Genomic DNA, 19,848 nt, shown 5'->3' on the forward strand with positions numbered 1-19,848 from the left:
GGATGCGCGCCATGAGTGAGGGACGCTGCGGCGTAAACATCAGCCAGGTTCGCGAGATCGTCGGCGACGAGGGGCAGTGGCTCGACAAGTTCGAGGACAGCTGCTGCCTGGACGCCGGCCATGAGGGCCAGCACGTGTTCAACAGCGCGGACGACGACGAGCACCTGCGCTACGACGAGGCCAACAAGCAGTTCGGCTCCTACCGGGACGCTCCGGCGGAGGGTGCGCAGCCGATGTTCAAGCTGGAGCCGGTCGAGGCCACCGGCGCCCCGTAGCCGCGCTTGCGGCCGGGGGTCCCCCGGCCGCTACTCACCGTTCAGCGCTGGACGGACCAGCTCTGGATGGTGATCTGGCGCGCCGGTGGGCTGGGGGTTCCGCTCGGGTCGTAGATCAGCACCCTGGCGCGCAGCGACAGCACGCCGGTCGAGGTGCTGCACGATGCTGCCTGCTGGCAGAGGTAGACGTCCAGGTAGACCACCGTGCCGCCCGGGCCGAAGCCGGGTGAGTCGTCGGGGATCTCGATCACCGGCCCGCTGTAGGTGATCGAGCCGGTCTCCTTGACCCACAGCGACCGGGAGACCACCCCGAAGCGCAGCACCTGGGCGGTGATGTTGTTCAGGGTCAGGTCGATGACCGCCTTGGGCACGTAGGTGGTGCCCTGGATGTAGAAGCGGCCCTTGTAGCTGGTGGGCGTGGACAGCACCGCACATTGCCCCGCCGAACCACCGGTATAGGTACTGGTCAGGCAGTTGCCGCCGGGAATGGTGCTGTCCTCGGAGCGGAACGCCGGCGGGGTGTAGCCGAAGGTGAGCTGGACGGTGTCCACCTTCTCGATGCCGGCGTGCTTGTTTCCTACCGTGTAGACCGCCTTGGCCCCGGAGTAGCCCAGGTTGTGGAAAGCGGTGGCCAGCGCGCTGGTGCCGCCACCGAACAGGTCGACGGTGGCGGTCTGGATGGCCGTACCGGAGGTGGCCGGCAGGGTCAGGTTGATCGGCGTGCCGGCGACCCCGGCCGCGCTGCGCGGGGTCAGCTGCACGGTGCGGGCATCGGCCGAGTCGCCCGCGGTGTTCTGGTACTTCACGGTCAGGGTGGCCGAGTTCAGCACCGAACCCGCCGGCACGGTCGAGGCCGGGGCGAACCCGTCGACGGTGAAGGTGCCGGTCTGGAGATTGGTAGCGGTGCCGGTCCTGGTCCAGGACGCCGACAGCGCGTCGGTGTCGACCAGGTTGGCCACCGAGGCACTGGCACCGAAGTTGGCGTCGCTGGAGGGCACCGAGCTGAGCTTGGTGACCGCACCGGCGACCGGGCTCTCCGAGCCCGACTTCACCCCGTACACCGCGACCGGCGGCCGGTCGGTGTGGTAGCTGGCGCAGATCTCGGCATCGGCGGTGCCGGACAGCTGCAGCTGGCTGTCGCCGCCGAAGAGGAACTGCACCCCGACCGCGGCGTCGTCCTTGATCGGGTTCTGGCAGGCGCCGGGCACCGTGGCCGGCACGGCCGGCTTGCTGATCACCGTGCCGGCGCTGTTCACCGGGGTGCCGGCAACCAGTTGGCCATCGCCGACAGTCCAGACGTCGCTGCCGCCCAGCAGCGGGTTGGACGAGTTGTGGAAGTCGAAGTAGTAGATGCCCGGCGTGAACCACCAGACGCTGCCCTTGCACGGGTTGCTGCCGACGCCGTTCATCAGCGCGCTCAGCGCCTGGGCGTCGTCGTAGTAGCCGGGCTGGAAGGTCACCAGCTTGCCGGGGCAGTTCGCGGCGGTGGCCGCCGGCACCGCCCGGTAGGTCGGCACACTGCCGGCCTCGGAGGCGTAGTCCGGGTCGGCCACCGTGCCGGCCGCGCAGTTGACCGGCGGGGCGCTGACGATGGTGCCGGAGCAGCCGGTGTGCGCGTAGGCGTAGGTGTTGGTCTGCAGGGTGCCGTTGACCACCCGGATGTTGGAGTCCGAGACCACCCCGCCGTGCACCACGAACGGGATGGTGCTGCTCAGCGGCTTGACGTTCAGCCCGTCCTCGCCGGGATTGGTGCCCAGCGTCAGGATCGCGTTGCCAGGCTTGTTGTCGTGGTTGATCAGCACCAGGCCGCCGGCCGCGCCGCTGTCCGGGTCTGGCGTGCACTTCACCGCCGCCGAGGCCGCCGCGCTGCCGGTGGTGCCGGGATAGAAGTTGTTCAGCGACAGGGTGTCGGCGGTGGCGCCGACCCCGAAGCACTTCGGGTAGGTCGTGCTCGACGGGTTGTTGTTGAACGGCGAGCGGCGCAGCGCGGTGATGGCCGCCTGCGCGGCGCCGTCGCTGGCGTAGGTGGAGGCGGCCTGGCTGCGCACCGCGACGGTGACCCGGACGCTGGTGTCGGAGAAGGACAGCATCACCCCGACCACCAGTGCCACCACGGTGATCACGATCAGCGCCAGGATCAGGGTGGCGCCGGTGTCGTCGGCCGGGTCGAGCCGGCGCCGGATAGCCGGGATCATGACTGCCTCCGTTGGCCGGTCAGGGCGATCTGGTAGTCGGGTGCGTCGGTGCTCTGCGGGTCGTGCACCGCTAGGGTCAGGTTGACCACCAGCGGTGTCGAAGCGCCGCTCCCGGTGCAGGCCGTGGGGCCGGACGCCGACGCGCAGGAGGCCGACGCCGACACCAGGTTGTGCACCAGCACGGTGTCGCTGACCACCGTCGCCGAGCCCGAGCAGGCCAGCCGGTGCAGCTGCTGCTGGCCGGAAGCGGTGACGACCACGTAGGCGACCCGTATCAGGGTCGGCGGCGCCGACGCCCCGCTGGAGTAGTCGTTCCAGCCGAACCGGATCACCGCGTTCGGAGTCGCCCCGGTGCCGCACGGGAACAGCCCGCCGGTGGCCGGTGCGTTCTGCTCGACGGACTGGGTCAGCGGATAGGGCGCGGACGGGTCGGTGGAGTAGGTGGTGCTGCGCACCCCGATGCTGGCGACGTCGGCGGACCAGTAGGCGGCGCTGATCTGGGCGTCATGCGACTCGCTGAGCCGGCCGGTGGTCGCGTCGGCGTTGTGCAGCCAGCTGATGACCACGTTGCCGAGCGGCACGGCGATGATCCCGATGATCACGATGACGACCAGCAGCTCGACCAGCGTGAAGCCGCGGTCGTCCCTGTCGGGCAGGTCTTTGCCGGACATGTCTTTGCCGGGCAGAGGGAGACTCAGCATGACGAGCCCTGCCCGCACGGCTTGCGCAGCACCAGCACCACCTGCTCGGTGGCCCGGGTGTCGGAGCTGGCCACCTGGACGGTGAGCCGCTGCAGCCCCAGCTCGGTGCACGGGCCGGCGGTCCAGGCGGTGCCCGACCAGTACTGCACCGTGACCGCGCTCGCGGTGAAGCCGGACGGGGCGCTGAAGCCCACCGTGCCGGGCGCGTAGGCCGACGGGGCCGCGCACGCGGTGTAGCCGGCGCCGGCGACGTATTTCTCGACGGTCTCGGCATAGTCGCGCACCGCGGCGCCGGCCGTGGACTGCTTGCGGTGGATGTCGGAGGCGACGATGCTGGCGACCAGGCCACCGATCACCGCCACCACCGCGATCGACATGATGCTGAGCGCGATCAGCAGCTCCAGCAGCGACTCGCCGCGCTCGCGATCCGACGCCGCCTCAGCACCGGCCTCTGGAGTCATCTCAGACCTTGACCTGGTTGAAGATCCCGTACATCGCCGAGACCAGCGCGATGGCCACGAACCCGACCAGGCCGCCCATCACCAGGATGATCGCCGGTTCGAACAGGCTGGTCAGCTTCTTGATCTTGTAGTCCAGCTCGCCCTCGTAGTAGTGGGCGGTCGCCTCCAGCTGGGTGTCCAGGGTGCCGGTCTGCTCGCCCACCTGCATCATCAGCGAGGCGGTGCTGGGGAACAGCCCGGTGCGGGCCAGCGGCCCGGCCAGCCCGCCGCCTTCGAGCATCGACTCGGTGACCTGGGACAGCGCGCGCTCGAAGACCAGGTTGTGCAGCGACTCGCTGGCCACCCGCAGCGCCTCGGGAAGGGTGACGCCGGCGCTCACCATCGAGGACAGGATCCGGCTGAACCGCTCCACCAACGCGTACTGGACGGTGCTGCCGAGCACCGGCACCCCCAGCACGAACCGGTCCCGGGCATACCGGCCGCCCTCGGTCCGCAACGCCAGCCAGCCGATCAGCGCCAGCGCGGCCAGCACCGCCAGGATCACCCACCAGTACGCGGTCAGGAAGTCGGTGACCGCCAGCAGCATCCGGGTCGGCAGCGGCAGCTTGGCGTGCAGGCTCTTGAAGAACACCTTGAACCGGGGCAGCACGAACCCGGCCAGCACCGCGATCGTGAAGACCGACATGCCGGCGATCATCGACGGGTAGATCATCGCGGACTTGACCTTGCGGCGGGCCTCGATGTCGCGCTCGAGGTAGGTGGCCAGCTGCTCCAGCACCGTGTCCAGGTGCCCGGTCAGCTCCGCCGAGCGCAGGATGCCCCGGTAGAACGCCGGGAAGATCTTGGGATGGCGATCCAGGCAGGTCGAGAGCCGCTCGCCGTCGCGCAGCGACTGCTCGACCTCGGCCATCATCTTGCGCACCGAGCTGTTCGCCGACTCCATCCCGATGGTGTGCACGGCGTCGATCAGCGGCAGGCCGGCCCTGATGAAGGCGCCGAGCTGGCGCGACAGGTGCATCAGCTCGTCGCGCTTGACCCGCGGCGCGGTGATCTCGGTCTTGAGCAGGCTCTTCCTGGGCTCGACCCGGATGTCGCGCAGGTCCCGCTCGTACAGGGCGAGCTCGGCGGCCTCCCGGCTGGATGCCTTCTCGGTGCCGCGGGCCGGCTTGCCCGACGGCATGGTGGCCGTGTAGCTGAAGTTGGGCATTGAGTCAGACCCCCATCACGTACACGGATCGCATGATCTCGGCGAGGTTGGTGACGCCCTGCTGCACCAGGATGACGGCCTCTTCGAGCAGGGTGCTCATCCCCTCGGCGCGGGCCAGCTTGCGCAGCTCGTCGTGCGAGGCCCGCTCCAGCACCAGCTCGCGGATGCCGTCGGACATCGTCAACATCTCATAGACCCCGATCCGCTCCAGGTAGCCGGTCTGGGCGCAGAAGTTGCACCCGGCGCCGTGCAGGAAATTGCCGTCCGGGACGTCGCCCCCGATGGCGCGCAGGAAGGCCAGCTCCTCGGCACTGGGCTGGTAGGGCTCGCGGCAGTACACGCAGAGCCGGCGGACCAGCCGCTGGGACAGCACCGCGGTGACCGAGGAGGCGATCAGGAACGTCTCGATGCCCATGTCGATCAGCCGATGCAGCGCCGAGACCGAGTCGGTGGCGTGCAGCGAGGACAGCACGAAGTGGCCGGTCAGCGCGGACTGCACGGCGATCCGGGCGGTCTCGACGTCACGCACCTCGCCGACCAGGATCACGTCCGGGTCCTGGCGCAGGATCGAGCGGAGGCCGCCGGCGAAGGTGATGCCGGCCTGGTCGTTGATCTGGATCTGGTTGATCGAGGGGAAGGTGTACTCCACCGGGTCCTCGATGGTCATGATGTTGCGCTCGGGGCTGTTGATCTCGGCCAGCGAGCCGTACAGGGTGGTGGTCTTGCCGCTGCCGGTGGGGCCGGCGCAGATCACCATGCCGTACGGCGCGCGCAGCGTGGTCGAGTAGCGCTGGGCCATCGCGGTCGGCATGCCCAGCTGCTCCAGCTTGTACAGCGGCCGGCTCTTGTCCAGCAGCCGCAGCACGACCTTCTCCCCGCCCACCACCGCGGTGGTGGAGACCCGGATGTCGACGGGCCGGCCCTCGATCTCGGTGCTGATCTGGCCGTCCTGGGCGCGCCGGCGCTCGACGATGTTCATCCCGCCGAGGATCTTCACCCGGCTGACGATGGCCGGCCCCATCGAGCCCGGCAGGTCCAGCACGTCGTGCAGCGCGCCGTCGATGCGGTAGCGCACCCGGACCCGGTCGTTCTGCGGCTCGATGTGGATGTCGGAGGCCCGGTCGCGCACCCCCTGGGCGATCATCATCTGCACCACCCGCACGACCGGCGCCTCGTCGCTGGCGGCGGCGTCCATCCGGACGGTGTCGCGGCGCAGGCCGTCGCGGGCCTCGAACAGCTTGACCTGCGAGCTGACCTCGGTGATCGCCCGGTAGGTGTTGTCGATGGCCCGCAGCAGGTCGGACTGGCCGGCCACCGTGATCCGCACGTCGCGGCCCAGCAGCCCGCGCAGGCTGGTGATAGTGGTCTCGTTCGGGTCGACCACCGCGACCAGCACGCTGCCGTCCTCCTGCGCCGACAGCGGCAGGGCCAGCAGGGCGCGGGCGCTCTCGGCGGTGATCAGGCCGGCGACCTCCGGTTCCGGAGTCACGCTGCGCAGGTCGACCGCGGTCACCGCGCTCTGCTCGGCGATCATCCGGGTCAGGTCGCGCTCGGTGATCACCCCGCGGTCGAGCAGCAGCCGGCCCAGCCGTTTGGTGGCGCCCTGGCTGACCTCCTCCAGCGCCGCCACCACCTCGGCGTGGGTCGCCAGCCGGGCGTCGACGATCAGCTCACCCAGCCGGCGGCCGCCCTGGCGGACCTCGAAGTCGGCCGGCTGCCGGGCGGTGGCCGGCGCCGGCGCCAGCTCCGGCTTGTTCTCCTCGGCATTGTCAGCAGCGTGCCGCCCACGCAGTTTCATGCCGTCACCCCCACGGCCGGGCGGGGCGCCAGCACGATGTCCTTGGGGTGCAGGCTGCGCGCGGCAGCGTCCTCGTAGCTGATCAGGTTGCCCTGCAGCAGCATCGACAGCGACTGCTCGAAGGTGACCATGCCGTCCCGCTGGCCGGTGATCACGGTGTTGCGCAGCTGGTGGGTCTTGCCCTCCTTGATCAGGGCCCGGACCGGCGGGGTGGCCACCAGCACCTCGTAGGCGGCGATCATGCCGCCGCCGGTGCGGGGCAGCAGCCGCTGGTAGACGATGCCGGTGAGCGCGGCGGCCAGCTGCACCCGGATCTGGGCCTGCTGGTCGCCGGGAAAGACGTCGACGATCCGCGACAGTGCCTGCGCGGTGTCGTTGGTGTGCAGGGTGGCGAAGACCAGGTGGCCGGTCTCGGCGATGGTGAGCGCGAACTGGATCGACTCGAGGTCGCGCATCTCACCGACCAGCACCACGTCCGGGTCCTCGCGCAGTGCGGCCCGCAGCGCGTCGGGGAAGGAGCCGGTGTCCGAGCCGACCTCGCGCTGGCTGACCGCCGAGCGCTTGTGCTCGTGCACGTACTCGATCGGGTCCTCGATGGTGAGGATGTGGCAGGCCCGGTGGGTGTTGATCTGGTCGATCATCGAGGCCAGCGTGGTGGACTTGCCCGACCCGGTGGGCCCGGTGACCAGCACCAGGCCCTGGTGCTGGCGGGTGAAATGCTCCAGCACCGGGGGCAGTCCCAGTTGCTGCATGGTCGGGATCTGGCGCGGGATCATGCGCAGCGCCAAGGTGATCTCGCCCCGCTGGCTGAAGGTGTTGCCACGGATGCGGGCCTGGTTGCGCCAACTGAAGGAGAAGTCGTACTCGTGCAGGCCGGCGAACGCGCTGAACTGGGCGGGGCTGAGCACCTCGCCCAGCAGCGCCTCGGTGTCGGTGCCGCTGAGCTTGGCCGCCCCGGGCACGGGCACCAGGTCGCCGTGCACCCGGTATTGCGGAGCCAGCCCGGCGGTCAGCAGCAGGTCGGTGCCGCCGGCGCGCCACAGCCCCTCGAGCAGCCCGTCGATGCGGCTGCCGATGGTGTGACCGTGCATGAGAAAGCCTTTCCATAAACAAGAAACAGAAACGACATGCGGACGGCTGGGCCGTCCGGTGCTGCTGGTGGACGGTGGCTGGGGAGGGCCGCCGGAAAGGGCGGCCCTCCCCAGCTGGTGGATCAGGGGCAGCCGGTCACGCCGGTGGCGCCCACGTTGCCGTTGGTGTTGTCGTAGGTGATGGTGTAGCCGTTGGCGCCGGCGACGTGCACCTCGCGGAGCAGGTTGGCCGTCACCAGGGCAGGCATGTCGGCGGCGTAGGTGCCGTTCTTGGCGCGGTAGGCCTCCGAGGCGACCTCGACGGTCTTGACGTCGGACTTGCACGCCGAGGCGTTGCCGCGGTCGGTGATGCCGCCGACGGCGAAGATCACGATGCCGGCGAGCACGCCGAGGATGACGATCACGATCAGGAGCTCGATGAGCGTGAAGCCGCTCTCCTCCCGACGTGCCTTACGCAGTTGTTCCAGCATTCTTTCCCCCTTGGTGTGGCGAGCAGCCAAGGCGGCTGTCGCGGTCTTGAACTGCCCGGGCGTCTCCTGACGCCGGCAGAACCGGTGCGTAGCGTTCGGCGAAGCGTTGGATCGCCACGCTGACCGGATGTTCGGGTCGGGCTGCCATCAGCGGCACGCCCTGGTTGATCGACGCCGGGACGTCCCGGCTGGACGGCACGTGCGCGGCGATCGGCCCGCGCACCACGGCCGCCACCTCCCCCGCGGTGATCGCGGCGGAGGAGTCGGAGCGGTTGAACAGCACCGAACGGGCGGCGCGGGAGTAGCCCAGCAGGTCGAGGATGTCCAGCGTCTGGCGCAGGCTTTTGAGGGCCGGGCGCTCGGGCGTGGCCACCAGGATGTGGTGGTGCGCGCTGTCCAGCACGGTCAGCACCGTGGGCGAGAAGCGCGCGGGCAGGTCGACCACGACGGCGTCGTAGCGGTTGACCAGGGCCCGCAGCAGCTGGCCGATCCGGCCCGGCCGGATCCGCTCGGCGTCACCGGGCGCCACCGGCGCCAGGATGCAGTCCAGGCCGGTCCGCTCGGAGCGGGTGACCAGCTCGCCGCTGGCCACCAGCTCGCCGACCGTGCCGGGGCCGATCAGCTGGGCGAGGGTCCGGGTGGTGGACATGTCCAGCACCGAGGCGACGTCGCCGCATTCCAGGTCGAGGTCGAGCAGGCACACCCGGCGGGCGCCGTTGTCGCGCAGCGCGACGGCCAGGTTGGTCGCCAGGGTGGTCTTGCCGTAGCCGGCCTTGGCGGCGAACACCGTCAGGATCTGGCCCTGCGGGTCGGGCTGGGCGGCGCTGGCACAGGCCTGCGCGATCCGGTCGTGGGCGCGGACGTCGACCACGGCATGCACCCCGGCCGCGGTGGCGCGGACCGTCTCGGCGTCGGACGGCTGCCGGCGGACCAGGACCACCCGGGCGTCCGGGTGCTCGCCGGCGAGCCGGGCGGTGAAGCGCAGGGCTTCCTCGATGTCGACCGAGGCACCGATCACCACCGGGCACCGGCCGGTGACGGTGACCAGCAGCTCCGGCACCTTGCCCAGCACCGGGACGGTCCGGGCGTCGGCGCCGATGGCGGCAGCCAACACCTGGGCAGCCCAGGCGTCGGGCTCGCAGATGATCGTCAACCCGGCTTCCTTCCAGCTCGTGTCCGCTGTGAAGTGAGCGTGACGGAAGGCTGGCTGCAGTCGTAACGGGTGATCGGACAGACCTTGTGTCAGCCGGTTGGGGGACAACTGCGCGCGGGCAGTATCCACAGTGCTGCACGGGGTAATCAGTACCGGGCATAACGGATGAGATACCCGGCAGTCTTGAGCAGATCTTTAGGGCAACATAAGGCCGGAGTGTGCTTATATATTGTCGGACGTTAAGTCCACGTAGGGCTTTAACGGGGGGATGATGGAAACCAGCACGGCGGAACGGACCATGGCCGGGCCGGACCCGGCAACCCGGCACGCGCCATGACCAGTTTGATCTTCATCGACAGCCATCCGGTGACCAGGCTGGGCCTGGCCCTGATGGTGAACGGACAGCCCGACCTGCAGGTGGTGGGCGAGGCCGGCACCGCCGCCGAGGCGATCGGCCTGATCGGCGCGCTGCGGCCGGACGTGGTGACCATCGGCCTGTCGCTGCCCGACCGTCCCGGCCTGGAGCTGGCCGCCGAGCTGCGCGACCGGTTCGAGGGCCTGGGCATCGTGATCCTCACCGCCCGCGGCGAGGACGACGTGCTGTTCCGCGCCCTGGAGACCGGTGCGTCGGCGTTCGTGTCGAAGACCGCCTCGGCCCCGGAGATCCTCGGCGCCATCCGGCACGCCGCGGTGTCGGCGTCCTCGTTCAGCTCCCGGGGACTGGCCGCGGCGCTGCGCCGCCGCCAGGAGGCACCCGCGGTGCCGGTGCTCAGCGAGCGGGAGCGCCAGGTGCTCAGCCTGCTGCTGGCGGGCCTGTCGGTACCCGACCTGGCGATCCGGCTGCACATCAGCGCCTCCACGGCCAAGACCTACGTGGCGCGCCTCTACGACAAGCTGGGCGCCAACAGCAAGGCCCAGGCCCTGCTGACCGCGGTCCGGCTGGGACTGGTCGACGGCGTTCCGGAGCCGGTACCGGCCGGTTAGCTCCGGGCTCAGGCGGCCGGGCTGGTCCGGCTCAGGCGTCCGAGGTGCGGGCGATGGTGGCCCGGGCCCGGCGCACCGTCGGCGCCGGGCCGGCCGGAATGCAGCCCGCCAGGAACTCGTAGCTGTGCGCCAGCACCCCGGCCGACCGGGAGCCCGCCGCGGCCTGGCCCCGGACGTCGGCCAGCCAGTCGGCGATGTCGCCCCAGCCGGGTGCGGCCAGCGAGCCGCCCACCTGCTGCACCGACAGCGCCGCGCACAGGTTCGCGAACGCCAGCCGGTTGCGCAGCGGCCAGTCGCGCAGCGTCCCCAGCACGAACGCGGCCGCGAAGACGTCCCCGGCGCCGGTGGCGTCCACCGCGTTGACCGGCAGTGAGGGCACCCACTCGTCCTCGCCGCTGATCGAGTCGATCGCGATCGACCCCTGGCCACCGCAGGTCACCACCACCACCGGCACCGAGTCGGCCAGCTTGATCAGCGCCGCCCGCGGATCGTCGGTGCGGGTGTAGGCCATCGCCTCGGTGCTGTTGGGCAGGAAGGCGTGCAGCTCGGACAGCTGCTGCAGGACATCGGTCGACCACTGCTGGCTGGGGTCCCAGCCGACGTCGCCGAACAGCAGCATGCCGCGCCGGCGGGCGGTGCTCACCCAGGTCTCCGGCTCCGCGCCCAGGTGCACCACGCCGGCCGCGGCCGACGGCGGGTCGGCCAGCAGGGTGCTCGGCGGGATCGGCGCGGGATGGCTGTGGGTGACCATCGCCCGGTCCCGTTGCACCGCCAGCGACACCGTCACCGGCGAGTGCCAGTCGGCCAGCCGCTGGGACCGGGACAGATCCACGCCCTCCTGCTCGGCCAGCGTGCGCCACAGGAAGTCGCCGTAGACGTCGTCGCCGAACACCGCCGCCAGCGCGGTGCGCAACCCCAGCCGGCTGGCCGCCACCGCCAGGTTGGCGATCCCGCCGGGGCAGGAGCCCATGCCCTCGGCCATCAGCTCGGTGCCCTGGGTGGGCAGCGCCGGCAGCCCGGTGAGCACCACGTCGAAGAACACGGTGCCCTGCATGATCACGTCGAAGTCCGGCTCGGCCATCCCTTCCTAGGGTGCCACCTCACTAGGGTCTGGAGTATGCGTTTGGTGCTGGTGGGCGGCGGCGGCTTCCGCGTCCCGCTGGTGTACCGGGCGCTGCTGGCCCGGCGCGGTCTCGGCGTCGACGAGCTGGTGCTGCACGACGTCGATGCCGGCCGGCTGGCCGCGATCAGCCAGGTGCTGCGGCCCGACCCGGGAGTCCGGGTCCGGCTGGAGACCTCGCTGGCCGGCGCGGTTGCCGACGCCGACTTCGTCTTCTCCGCGATCCGGGTCGGCGGCGTGGCCGGCCGGGTGGCCGACGAGCGCCGGGCGCTGGCCGCCGGCGTGCTGGGCCAGGAGACGGTGGGCGCCGGGGGTCTGGCCTACGGGCTGCGCACCCTGCCAGCCGCGCTGGAGCTGGCCCGGACGGTCGCCGAGCTGGCGCCGCGTGCCTGGCTGATCAACTTCACCAATCCGGCCGGCATGATCACCGAGGCCAGCCGGGCGGTGCTGGGTGAGAAGGTGATCGGGATCTGCGACTCGCCGGTGGGCCTGGTGCGGCGGGCCTGCCGGGCGCTGCGCATCCCCCAGGCCGAGCTGCAGGCGGGCGAGGTGGTGGCCGACTACGCCGGCATCAACCACCTGGGCTGGCTGCGTGCCCTGCGGCTGGACGGCCGGGACCTGCTGCCCGGACTGCTGGCCTCTGACACCGCGCTGGCCTCGTTCGAGGAGGGCCGGCTGTTCGGCGCGCCGCTGCTGCGGGCGCTGGGCGCGGTGCCGAACGAATACCTGTACTTCTACTACCGGCGCGCCGAGGTGCTGGCGGCGCTGGCCGCCGGCCCGACCCGCGGCGAGGTGGTGCGGCGCGAGCAGGAGGAGTTCTACGCGGCGGCGGCCGCCCGGCCGGCCGAGGCCGCCGAGCTGTGGGAGGCGACCAGGCGGCGCCGGGAGGAGAGCTACCTGGCCGAGGCGCGCGACCAGCCGCGGGATGCCCACGACCTGGCCGGCGGCGGCTACCAGGAGGTGGCCCTGGACCTGATGCAGGCGCTGTCCGGCGGGCCCGCCAGCCGGTCGATCGTGAACGTGGCCAACGGCGCCACGCTGCCGGAGCTGCCGCCGGACCTGGTGATCGAGGTGCCCTGCCGGGTGGACGGCACCGGCGCCCACCCGCTGCCGGTGGCGCCGCTGGAGCTGCACCAGCTGGGCCTGATCGCCTCGGTCCGGGCCTCCGAGCGGGCCGCCATCGAGGCGATCGGCACCGGCTCGGCCGCGGCGGCGCTGCGGGCGTTCGCGCTGTCACCGCTGGTGGACTCGACTGCCACCGCGCAGCGGCTGCTGGACGGGCTGCTGACCGACGACCCGGCGCTGGCCCGGATCCTGACCTGAGGTGACGACGTGGCCGTTGATTGCAGGCAATTGGTTACGGACAGTTGCCAAGCTGTTCGCAGCTCTGGTTAAATCGTCGTTAAGTAGCTGCCAACGGATTGGCGGCACGCTCGTCGAATGGAGTCGTCATGAGCGGCGGTGGCCTGCGGTCCCGGGGGTCCGATGGTGCCCGGCGGTTCGGCACCAGCACGCACGGTGACCGGACGGGATCGATCGTGCCGCGCCGGGCCGGGGTGCTGGCCGCCGCGATGCTGATCGCCGCCGCCGGCCTGACTGCGCTCCAGCTGACCGCTTCGCCGGCCGGGGCGGACACCTCCGCCGTGGCGAGCCTGGACCTGTGTGCCGCCCCGGCGCCCGGCCAGATGCGCTGCCTCGGCATGCGCCGTACCGACGTCAGCCAGCCGGCCGCGCTGGCCGGCCAGCCGAGCGTCGCGACGCCGGCCGCCACCCCGGCAGGTTACAGCCCCGCCGACCTGACCTCGGCCTACCAGCTGAACACCAGCCTGGGCAGCGGCCAGACCGTCGCGGTGGTGGACGCCTACGACAACCCGAGCGCCGAGGCAGACCTGGCGGTGTACCGGGCCCAGTACGGCCTGCCGGCCTGCACCACCGCCAACGGCTGCTTCCGCAAGGTCAACCAGGCCGGCGCCAGCTCACCGCTGCCGGCCGCGAACTCCGGCTGGGCCGCCGAGATCGCCCTGGACGTCGACATGGTCTCGGCGGTCTGCCCGCAATGCAACATCCTGCTGGTGGAGGCGGCCAGCGCCTACACCAACGACCTCGGCACCGCGGTCGACACCGCGGTGGCGCTCGGGGCGAAGTTCGTGTCGAACAGCTACGGCGGCGGCGATTCGGCCGGCCAGGCCGCGCACTTCGACCACCCCGGCGTGGTGATCACCGCCAGCACCGGCGACAACGGCTATGGGGTGAGCTTCCCGGCCAGCGCGCCGACCGTGACCGCGGTGGGCGGCACCCGGCTGGTCCGGTCGGCCAGCACCCGCGGCTGGACCGAGACCGCCTGGACCGGCGCCGGCAGCGGCTGCTCGTCGGTGTTCGGCAAGCCGGCGATCCAGACCCTGGTCAGCACCGGGTGTGCCAACCGCGCGGTCGCCGACGTGTCCGCGGTCGCGGACCCCGGCACCGGGGTGGCGGTCTACCACGCCGGTGGCTGGGGGGTCTACGGCGGCACCAGCGCGTCCGCGCCGATCGTCGCCGCCGTCTACGCACTGGCCGGCACGCCCGGCGCGTCGGACTACCCCAACAGCTACCCGTACCAGCACAGCGACAGCCTCAACGACGTCACCACCGGCAGCAACGGCAGCTGCGGCGGGACGGCGCTGTGCACCGCGAAGGCCGGCTGGGACGGCCCCACCGGGCTCGGCACTCCGGCCGGCCCGGCCGCGTTCTCGGCCAGCGGCGTAGTCGGACCGCCCACCCGGCTCGGTGCCACCCTCACCGTCGGCAGTCCGGTGGTGCCGGGCCTGAGCACCACCGCCTCGGTGACGCCGATCGTGCCGCCGCGGGACGAGGTCACCTCGATCAGCTGGAAGGCGGGCCGCACCGACTGCACGTTCAGCGCGCCCACCGCGGCCGACACCACGGTCAGCTGCCCGGCCACCGCAACCGGCAGCACCACCGTCACCGCGACGGTGACCGACACCCTCGGGACGACCAAGGTGGTGACCATGCCGCTGGTCTTCAACACCACCGGCGCCAAGCGCAACCTCGCCGTCTCCTTCGGCATCGCCGGGCAGTCCGGCAGCCCGCAGTCCGCCTGCGTCTCGGCCAGCACGCCGTTGCGTGCCACCGTCGTCGATGCCCTGACCGGTGGTCCGGTTCGCGGGGTGAGCGTCGGCTTCAGCCGGCAGAGCGGAACGGCGCTGCCGGTAACGCTGGCCCGCGGCACCACCGACGCCACCGGGGTCGCGGCCAGCTCGCTGGTCACCGCGACCGCGGTCACGCTGACTGCCAGCACGCTTGCCGTCGGGCCGTTCAACGCCTACCCGGCCAGCAGCATCGCGATCACCACCTCGGTGTGCACTTCCGGCCTGACCGCGACCGTCGACCGGAACGCGGTCTACTACGGCGACCCGGTGACGGTCAGCGGCACTGCCACTCACAGCTCCTCCGCGGGTCCGGTCGCGCTGGGCGGGGCGCCGCTGCAGGTCAACGAGACCGTTGCCGGCCGGGTGCTGGCGCTGGGCCGGGTCACCTCGGCCGCCGACGGCAGCTACCGGCTGGCGGTCCGGCCGACGCTGTCGGGCACGGTGAGCGTGGTGCTGGCCGCCTCGCCGTCCTGGACGGCTGCCAGCGCCGTGGCCGGCGGGGTCACGGTCAACCAGCCGGCCACCGTGCTGACCGCGAGCGCCAACGCCACCGACGTCGGCTACGCCGCGCCGGTGCTGGTGTCGGGCAGCCTGCAGCGCGACGCCGGCGGGGTTCTGGGCCCGGTGACGGGCGGCATGGTGAGCATCCGGAGCACCGCCGGCACCGGCACGGTGAGCGTGCTGGGCAGTGCCTCGGTGGCGGCCAACGGCACCTGGAAGGTGATGGTGGCACCGCGGGCGTCCGGCGTGCTGTCGGCGGTGTTCGCCGGCACCGCGGGGCAACCAGCCGCCACCGCGGCCATCGGCTCGCTGACCGTCGGCACCTGGACGCCGGCCGTGACGCTGGCCGCCCAGGCCAGCCAGCAGCTCGCCGGCGCCGGCAACCGGCTCACCGGCACGGTCACCCGCAGCTACGGCGGCGTAACCGGTCCGGCGCCCGGCGTGCCGGTCCGGATCTACCTGCAGACCAGCACCGGCGCGTCGGTGCTGCTTTCCAGCACCAGCACCACGGCCGCCGGGGCGTTCACGGTGACCGCGGCACCGGTCGAGAACGGCACGCTGGTGGCCCGGGTGGCCTCGGTCGCCGGGTACGCCGACGCCGCGTCGGCCGGCGTGCCGGTCGCGGTCACCACCAAGGCCACCGTCACCGGGCCGGCCTACGTCGGCACCGGCCTGCAGTTCGCGCTGACCGCGACGGTGACCGCGCCCCGGGCCGCCGCGGTTACCCTGGAGGGGTACAGCGGCGGCAGCTGGACCGCGCTCGCCACGGTCACCAGCACCAGCACCGGCAGCGCCCGGTTTCCGCTGACCGCCGGAAGTGCCGGGACGTACCTCTACCGGGCCAGGGTCGCGGGCGACAGCCGGGGTGCAGACGGGCTGAGCGCGAACCTGACCGTCACCGTGCGCTAGGTCGTTTCATCGCGCGAGCGGTCCCAGCGCCATGCTGTCCGTCGCGCCCCCACGTCGCCTCAGTACCGGACGCCGGCGCTCAGGGTGTCCTGGGCATCCCACAGGCTGTTGAGGCGGCGCTGAAGGTAGCGGGTCTGGGAGTTGAACCAGAACGTCCCGAGAATCGCCACACCGCCGGAGACCCGGACCGGTGAGTTGATCGCGCGATGCGCGTTATTGAGGCGGGTACTCGTATGGGCCAGGCTGACCCAGGCGAAGATCGGCAGCAGCTGAGCGAGGACCGCCTTGCCCGGGCTGACCTCCACGGCTTCCGGCGCGAAGGCACGCAACTCAGCGTTGATCTTGTAGTACCAGACCAGGTAGTAGATGCCGAAGGTGAGCGCGGACAACCACCAGACACCCCACGCGCTTCGCCGCACACCCACCCGCCGCGGCGAGGTCCGCGCTGCCATGGCACCGCCACCGTAGGGCGCGAGCGGTGCCCCCTCGCGCGGACCGGCCGACACCGGCTGGCTGTCGGGGTAGGGCGTCGGTAGCGGGCGATCGAACGCTGGGTCGGACGGCTGGGTCATCGCTAACCTCCGGGTAGCCAAGATCCCGGGGGCTTCCGAGACGGCGAGAGCCTGGACGCAACCCCAACCGCTGTCAAGGACCCACGCGGCAAGTCGAAGAACGGGATCCTTCCCAACATTCGCGGCATCGAGCGACCGCGTCCGTCCCGCAGCATCGTCACACCACCTCGGGCACCGTGCTGGGAACCCGGACGACCACCTCCAGCCGTTCGATGGCCTGCCGGGCCAGGGCGACCGCCTCCTCGGCGGTCTCCGCGGAGGCCCGGGCCTGAGCCAGCCGCGAGTAGGAGCTCTGCAGCCCGTGCAGCTCGGTGCCGGCCGGCAGGGGGTACTTGACGGTGACTCCCTCCGGGTGCGGCCCGTCGAGCCCGGCGATCTCCACCAGCACGCCGGACGCCTGGGTGCTGGCGAACCAGATTGCCTGGCACCGGGTGGGCCGGTCCTCGTCCTGCAGGGTGGCGCGGATGCCGGGGAGCACCTTCTCGCCGATCATCTGCCGCCACTGGTTCTTGACCAGGTCGACGCCGGTGGCGTCGGTTACCAGGTCCCAGATGTGGTCGCCGCCGAAGCGCAGGTGGGTCTCGATGATCCTCGGGCCGGCCTCGGTGAGCACGATCTCGGTGTGGGTCGGGCCGAACTCGACCCCGAGCGCGTCGAGGGCCCGGCTCACGTGCTCACCGATCGCCTCCTGTTCGGCCGGTTCCAGCGGGGCGGGCATCACATGCCCGAGCTCCACCAGGCTGACCGGGTCGGAGTACTTGCGGGTGATGGTCACCACCTGGTGCTCACCCTGCTCGGAGAAGCACTCCACGCTGTACTGCACGCCCGGCAGGAACTTCTCGACGATCACTTGGATGGGCGGGTCGGTTCCGGCCGCCGGATCGTCCGCGGCCGGATCGGCGGTGGCCCGGTCGGCCGCCAGCACCGGCATGGTGATCAGGGTGGGAGCCGCTCCCTGGTCGCGGGTGATCCCCCGGGCCCGAGCCATCGCGGCCTCGATCTCGTCCGGCCCGGAGATCACCGACACGCCCGCGCTGGCCATGCCGCTGGCCGGCTTCACCACGCACGGATAGCCGTGGCTGGCGGCGAATTCCGTCAGCCCGGCCACATCGTGCACGACCGCCGAGGCGGTGGACTCGACCCCGGCCTCGGCCAGTCGTTGCCGCATGGCGTACTTGTCGTGCACCAGCCGGACCGTCTCCACCGAATGGGTGGGGATGCCCAGGGCCTGCCCGGCGGTCGCGGCCGGGACCTGACCCTGGTCTGAGAAGGTGCCGATCCGGGTCACCGGGTGGAGCTCGTGGACCAGCCGGGCGAAGGCGACCCACTCCTCCAGGGTGGCGCCGGCGGGCAACACGACGATCCGGGCCAGCTTCTCCGGCTCGTCGATCTTGGTCATCTGGTCCGGATCGCAGAGCACGCTGCAGCTGACCGTCTGACCGGTGGTGCGCGCCCAGGTCCGCAACCGGTCGGGAACGTAGTAACCGTTGCCGAAGATCAACACGTGCTCGGACATTGCCTGGGGCTCCTTCGGTACGGATTGCGGCGGCTCGGGCGGGGTGGTGACCTCCGCAGGTTATCGGGACGGGTCCGAGGTGATCGGCGGTGTGGGAGAAATCAGTGACGAGGACGAGGTCTTGCCGCAGCTTAACTGTCGACCCGCAACTGGCCGGTATTTTTCCACAGCCCATGTGCTTATCCACAAAGGCGAATCTTCCCCGCTTTCTGTCACCCGTGCCGCCTAGGGTCACTGGCATGTCCGACAGCATTGACGAATCCGCCGCCCCGGTGGCGACCCGCGCCGGGCCCGCCGAGCGGCTGGCCCGGTTGCTCAAGTTGCCGCCGGACGCCCGTCCCACCGACGAGCTCGCCTCGTTCGACCCGCACCAGTTGTCCGACGCTGCCCGGATCGACCTGCTCAGCTTGCTGGAACAGCAGAAGCACTGGCTGGACTCGTTGTAACAACGGGTGCTTGCCGAGATCGAGGCGGCTGACACCAGCGAACTCGGCCTGTCCCAGGAGGCTGTGTCGCTGGCCTTGACGGTGCCGGTGCGGACGGCCCAGGCCAGGCTGAAGAATGCCGGCCTGCTGGTACGCGAGCTGCCCGCCACCTTGGCGCTGCTGTGGAGCGGGCAGATCTCCTACCGGCACGCCGAGGTGATCTGCGAGCAGGCCTGGTCGGTGCCTGCTGGCCTGATAACTCCGTTCGAGGCGCTGGCAGTGGCTCGGGCGGCCGACCAGACCGTGAGCCAGCTGCGGCAGGCGGCGCGGCGGGCGGTCACCAGGATCGACCCGGGCGGTGCCGAACGGCGTCACCAGCAGGCGCTCACCGGTCGCAAGGTGGGCTTGCAGCCGGCCGAGGACGGCATGGTCCTGCTGCCCGTCCTGCTCGACGCGCCCCAGGGACAGCTGATCTTCACCCGGCTGACCGCGGCCGCGACGCTGCTGCCCGCCACCGACTGCCGGACGATGGACCAGAAGCGTGCCGACCTGCTGGTCGACGCGGTGCTGTCCGGGCTGCCGCACGACGCACTGCCCGAACTGCAGGGCCGCCGGCCGAGTATCCAGATCGTGGTATCTGCCGACACCCTGCTCGGGTTGGACGACGAGTCGGCCGACCTGGCCGGTTACGGTCCGATCACCGCCGAGACGGCCCGCCGCTACGCCGCCGACCAGTCAGGCACCTGGCGCCGGCTGCTCACCGATCCCGACACCGGCGCACTGCTCGACATCGGCCGGGACACCTACCGGCCGGCCCAGCGATTGCGGGACTTCGTGCAGGCTCGCGACGGCGTGTGCTGCTTCCCGACCTGCGGCCAGCCGGGTTACCGCTGCGAGTTCGCAGCACATCGTCGCGTTCTCCGACGGCGGGCAGACCTGCCGGTGCGGCGGTGCGCTGGCCTGCCGGCGGCACAACCTGTGCAAGTCCGGTACCGGATGGCAGTACCGCCGGCTGCCCGACGGCTCCTTCCGGTGGACCGACGACACCGGTCACCGCTACACCGGTCATCCGCCGGAGCGTTGGAATCGACGGCGAGCAACTGCTGCTGCCGGGGTAGCCGACGGTGGACCGACCAGGCATCCGGAGTCGATGCCGGCGGCGTCCCCATGAACGGTGTGGCCGCCGGGCGGGCAACAGAGAACCCGATACCTCGCCACAGACAGCAGGCTGGTCGGCTCGCGAGCGTCGCTGATGTTCAGCCACCCGACCCCTGACTCCGGACACGCAACCGGCTGCCAGGCCGCGATCGGAGGTGGCGGG

Annotated in this window: 17 protein-coding genes; 6 read left to right on the forward strand and 11 right to left on the reverse strand. The window is 71.4% G+C overall.

What is annotated here, in order from left to right:
• Positions 1-11: 11 nt before the first annotated feature.
• Positions 12-275: a hypothetical protein gene (locus tag VLJ82_RS18595; RefSeq protein WP_408664854.1), complete on the forward strand. Its 264-nt coding sequence runs from the start codon at positions 12-14 to the stop codon at positions 273-275.
• Positions 276-316: 41 nt separating this feature from the next.
• Here VLJ82_RS18595 and VLJ82_RS18600 read toward each other — a convergent pair whose 3' ends face one another.
• From VLJ82_RS18600 to VLJ82_RS18635, 8 genes are all read right to left on the reverse strand, one after another.
• A complete protein-coding gene (locus VLJ82_RS18600; protein WP_408664855.1) occupies positions 317-2,470 on the reverse strand; it encodes a hypothetical protein in 2,154 nt (717 codons plus the stop codon).
• Positions 2,467-3,141 (reverse strand): prepilin-type N-terminal cleavage/methylation domain-containing protein, encoded by a 675-nt coding sequence (locus tag VLJ82_RS18605; RefSeq protein ID WP_408664856.1) that lies wholly within the window; start codon positions 3,139-3,141, stop codon positions 2,467-2,469. Before VLJ82_RS18605 ends, VLJ82_RS18600 begins: the two co-directional genes overlap by 4 nt.
• Positions 3,142-3,164: 23 nt before the next feature.
• On the reverse strand, positions 3,165-3,632 hold the full coding sequence (locus tag VLJ82_RS18610; RefSeq protein WP_408664857.1) for a prepilin-type N-terminal cleavage/methylation domain-containing protein: 468 nt from the start codon (positions 3,630-3,632) through the stop codon (positions 3,165-3,167).
• Position 3,633: 1 nt separating this feature from the next.
• Positions 3,634-4,839, reverse strand: coding sequence for a type II secretion system F family protein (locus VLJ82_RS18615; RefSeq protein ID WP_408664858.1), 1,206 nt, complete (start codon positions 4,837-4,839; stop codon positions 3,634-3,636).
• A 4-nt stretch (positions 4,840-4,843) separates the two neighbouring features.
• A complete protein-coding gene (locus VLJ82_RS18620) occupies positions 4,844-6,637 on the reverse strand; it encodes a GspE/PulE family protein (RefSeq protein WP_408664859.1) in 1,794 nt (597 codons plus the stop codon).
• A complete protein-coding gene (locus VLJ82_RS18625; RefSeq protein ID WP_408664860.1) occupies positions 6,634-7,728 on the reverse strand; it encodes a type IV pilus twitching motility protein PilT in 1,095 nt (364 codons plus the stop codon). The genes VLJ82_RS18620 and VLJ82_RS18625 overlap by 4 nt, the downstream gene beginning before the upstream one ends.
• Before the next feature lie 122 nt (positions 7,729-7,850).
• A complete protein-coding gene (locus VLJ82_RS18630) occupies positions 7,851-8,198 on the reverse strand; it encodes a competence type IV pilus major pilin ComGC (protein WP_408664861.1) in 348 nt (115 codons plus the stop codon).
• Positions 8,179-9,351, reverse strand: a complete 1,173-nt coding sequence (locus VLJ82_RS18635; protein ID WP_408664862.1) for an AAA family ATPase — start codon at positions 9,349-9,351, stop codon at positions 8,179-8,181. The genes VLJ82_RS18630 and VLJ82_RS18635 overlap by 20 nt, the downstream gene beginning before the upstream one ends.
• 333 nt (positions 9,352-9,684) lie before the next feature.
• Between VLJ82_RS18635 and VLJ82_RS18640 the strand changes: the two genes are divergently transcribed.
• A complete protein-coding gene (locus VLJ82_RS18640) occupies positions 9,685-10,335 on the forward strand; it encodes a response regulator (protein ID WP_408664863.1) in 651 nt (216 codons plus the stop codon).
• A gap of 31 nt (positions 10,336-10,366) precedes the next feature.
• Here VLJ82_RS18640 and VLJ82_RS18645 read toward each other — a convergent pair whose 3' ends face one another.
• Positions 10,367-11,416 carry a PfkB family carbohydrate kinase gene (locus VLJ82_RS18645; protein ID WP_408664864.1) on the reverse strand — a complete coding sequence of 350 codons (1,050 nt, stop codon included), beginning with the start codon at positions 11,414-11,416 and terminating at the stop codon, positions 10,367-10,369.
• Between the two features lie 36 nt (positions 11,417-11,452).
• Here VLJ82_RS18645 and VLJ82_RS18650 point away from each other — a divergent pair, with 36 nt between their 5' ends.
• Both VLJ82_RS18650 and VLJ82_RS18655 read left to right on the forward strand, forming a co-directional pair.
• A complete protein-coding gene (locus VLJ82_RS18650) occupies positions 11,453-12,778 on the forward strand; it encodes a 6-phospho-beta-glucosidase (protein ID WP_408664865.1) in 1,326 nt (441 codons plus the stop codon).
• Positions 12,779-12,906: 128 nt separating this feature from the next.
• Entirely contained in the window at positions 12,907-16,014 is a 3,108-nt protein-coding gene (locus tag VLJ82_RS18655) for a hypothetical protein (RefSeq protein ID WP_408664866.1), read from the forward strand.
• Between the two features lie 59 nt (positions 16,015-16,073).
• On the opposite strand, the gene VLJ82_RS18660 is transcribed toward VLJ82_RS18655, so the two are convergent.
• Together VLJ82_RS18660 and VLJ82_RS18665 are read right to left on the reverse strand one after the other, a co-directional pair.
• Positions 16,074-16,586, reverse strand: coding sequence for a DUF4234 domain-containing protein (locus VLJ82_RS18660; protein WP_408664867.1), 513 nt, complete (start codon positions 16,584-16,586; stop codon positions 16,074-16,076).
• Between the two features lie 157 nt (positions 16,587-16,743).
• Positions 16,744-18,102, reverse strand: a complete 1,359-nt coding sequence (locus VLJ82_RS18665) for an ATP-grasp domain-containing protein (RefSeq protein ID WP_408664868.1) — start codon at positions 18,100-18,102, stop codon at positions 16,744-16,746.
• A gap of 239 nt (positions 18,103-18,341) precedes the next feature.
• Between VLJ82_RS18665 and VLJ82_RS18670 the strand changes: the two genes are divergently transcribed.
• Positions 18,342-18,548: a hypothetical protein gene (locus VLJ82_RS18670; RefSeq protein ID WP_408664869.1), complete on the forward strand. Its 207-nt coding sequence runs from the start codon at positions 18,342-18,344 to the stop codon at positions 18,546-18,548.
• A gap of 6 nt (positions 18,549-18,554) precedes the next feature.
• On the forward strand, positions 18,555-19,802 hold the full coding sequence (locus VLJ82_RS18675; protein WP_408664870.1) for a DUF222 domain-containing protein: 1,248 nt from the start codon (positions 18,555-18,557) through the stop codon (positions 19,800-19,802).
• The last annotated feature ends 46 nt before the right edge of the window (positions 19,803-19,848 follow it).

Origin of the sequence: Jatrophihabitans sp. (assembly GCF_035474675.1) — a bacterium.
Lineage (GTDB): Bacteria > Actinomycetota > Actinomycetes > Mycobacteriales > Jatrophihabitantaceae > Jatrophihabitans_A.

Coding starts and splice junctions, on each gene's coding strand:
- VLJ82_RS18615 (WP_408664858.1), bottom strand. CDS start 4,839: ATGCCCAACTTCAGCTACACGGCCACCATGCCGTCGGGCAAGCCGGCC.
- VLJ82_RS18650 (WP_408664865.1), top strand. CDS start 11,453: ATGCGTTTGGTGCTGGTGGGCGGCGGCGGCTTCCGCGTCCCGCTGGTG.
- VLJ82_RS18620 (WP_408664859.1), bottom strand. CDS start 6,637: ATGAAACTGCGTGGGCGGCACGCTGCTGACAATGCCGAGGAGAACAAG.
- VLJ82_RS18665 (WP_408664868.1), bottom strand. CDS start 18,102: ATGTCCGAGCACGTGTTGATCTTCGGCAACGGTTACTACGTTCCCGAC.
- VLJ82_RS18655 (WP_408664866.1), top strand. CDS start 12,907: ATGAGCGGCGGTGGCCTGCGGTCCCGGGGGTCCGATGGTGCCCGGCGG.
- VLJ82_RS18645 (WP_408664864.1), bottom strand. CDS start 11,416: ATGGCCGAGCCGGACTTCGACGTGATCATGCAGGGCACCGTGTTCTTC.
- VLJ82_RS18630 (WP_408664861.1), bottom strand. CDS start 8,198: ATGCTGGAACAACTGCGTAAGGCACGTCGGGAGGAGAGCGGCTTCACG.
- VLJ82_RS18610 (WP_408664857.1), bottom strand. CDS start 3,632: ATGACTCCAGAGGCCGGTGCTGAGGCGGCGTCGGATCGCGAGCGCGGC.
- VLJ82_RS18670 (WP_408664869.1), top strand. CDS start 18,342: ATGTCCGACAGCATTGACGAATCCGCCGCCCCGGTGGCGACCCGCGCC.
- VLJ82_RS18600 (WP_408664855.1), bottom strand. CDS start 2,470: ATGATCCCGGCTATCCGGCGCCGGCTCGACCCGGCCGACGACACCGGC.
- VLJ82_RS18595 (WP_408664854.1), top strand. CDS start 12: ATGAGTGAGGGACGCTGCGGCGTAAACATCAGCCAGGTTCGCGAGATC.
- VLJ82_RS18660 (WP_408664867.1), bottom strand. CDS start 16,586: ATGACCCAGCCGTCCGACCCAGCGTTCGATCGCCCGCTACCGACGCCC.
- VLJ82_RS18640 (WP_408664863.1), top strand. CDS start 9,685: ATGACCAGTTTGATCTTCATCGACAGCCATCCGGTGACCAGGCTGGGC.
- VLJ82_RS18625 (WP_408664860.1), bottom strand. CDS start 7,728: ATGCACGGTCACACCATCGGCAGCCGCATCGACGGGCTGCTCGAGGGG.
- VLJ82_RS18605 (WP_408664856.1), bottom strand. CDS start 3,141: ATGTCCGGCAAAGACCTGCCCGACAGGGACGACCGCGGCTTCACGCTG.